We start from the raw sequence: 265 nt of genomic DNA on the forward strand, positions 1-265 counted from the left end.
GATCGGCACCGACGTCGAGGTGCTCGATCCGGCTACCGATCGCGAAGTGTTCGAGCCGTTGCTGGCGGGCTATAGCGCGCTGGTCGGCCGTCGTGGCACGCCGCCCGACAGCGCCGAGCGGGCGCTGCGGACCCGGCCCAGCGTGGCGGCGGCGATGCTGTTGCGCGAGGGACGCGTCGATGCGGCCTTGTGTGGCGGGATCGGCGACTGGTGGACGCAGATGACCTACGTCATGCCGCTGTTGCCGCGGATGCCGGGCGTGTCG

General features: G+C 71.7%; 1 protein-coding gene. It reads left to right on the forward strand.

Translation table 11 applies throughout. The features are described from left to right. Positions 1-265, forward strand: a 265-nt coding sequence (locus tag AC3XQU_RS24075) for a phosphate acyltransferase (RefSeq protein ID WP_489876646.1), incomplete at both ends; no start/stop codon positions are given.

Source organism: Telluria sp. AZSoR62, assembly GCF_058111565.1.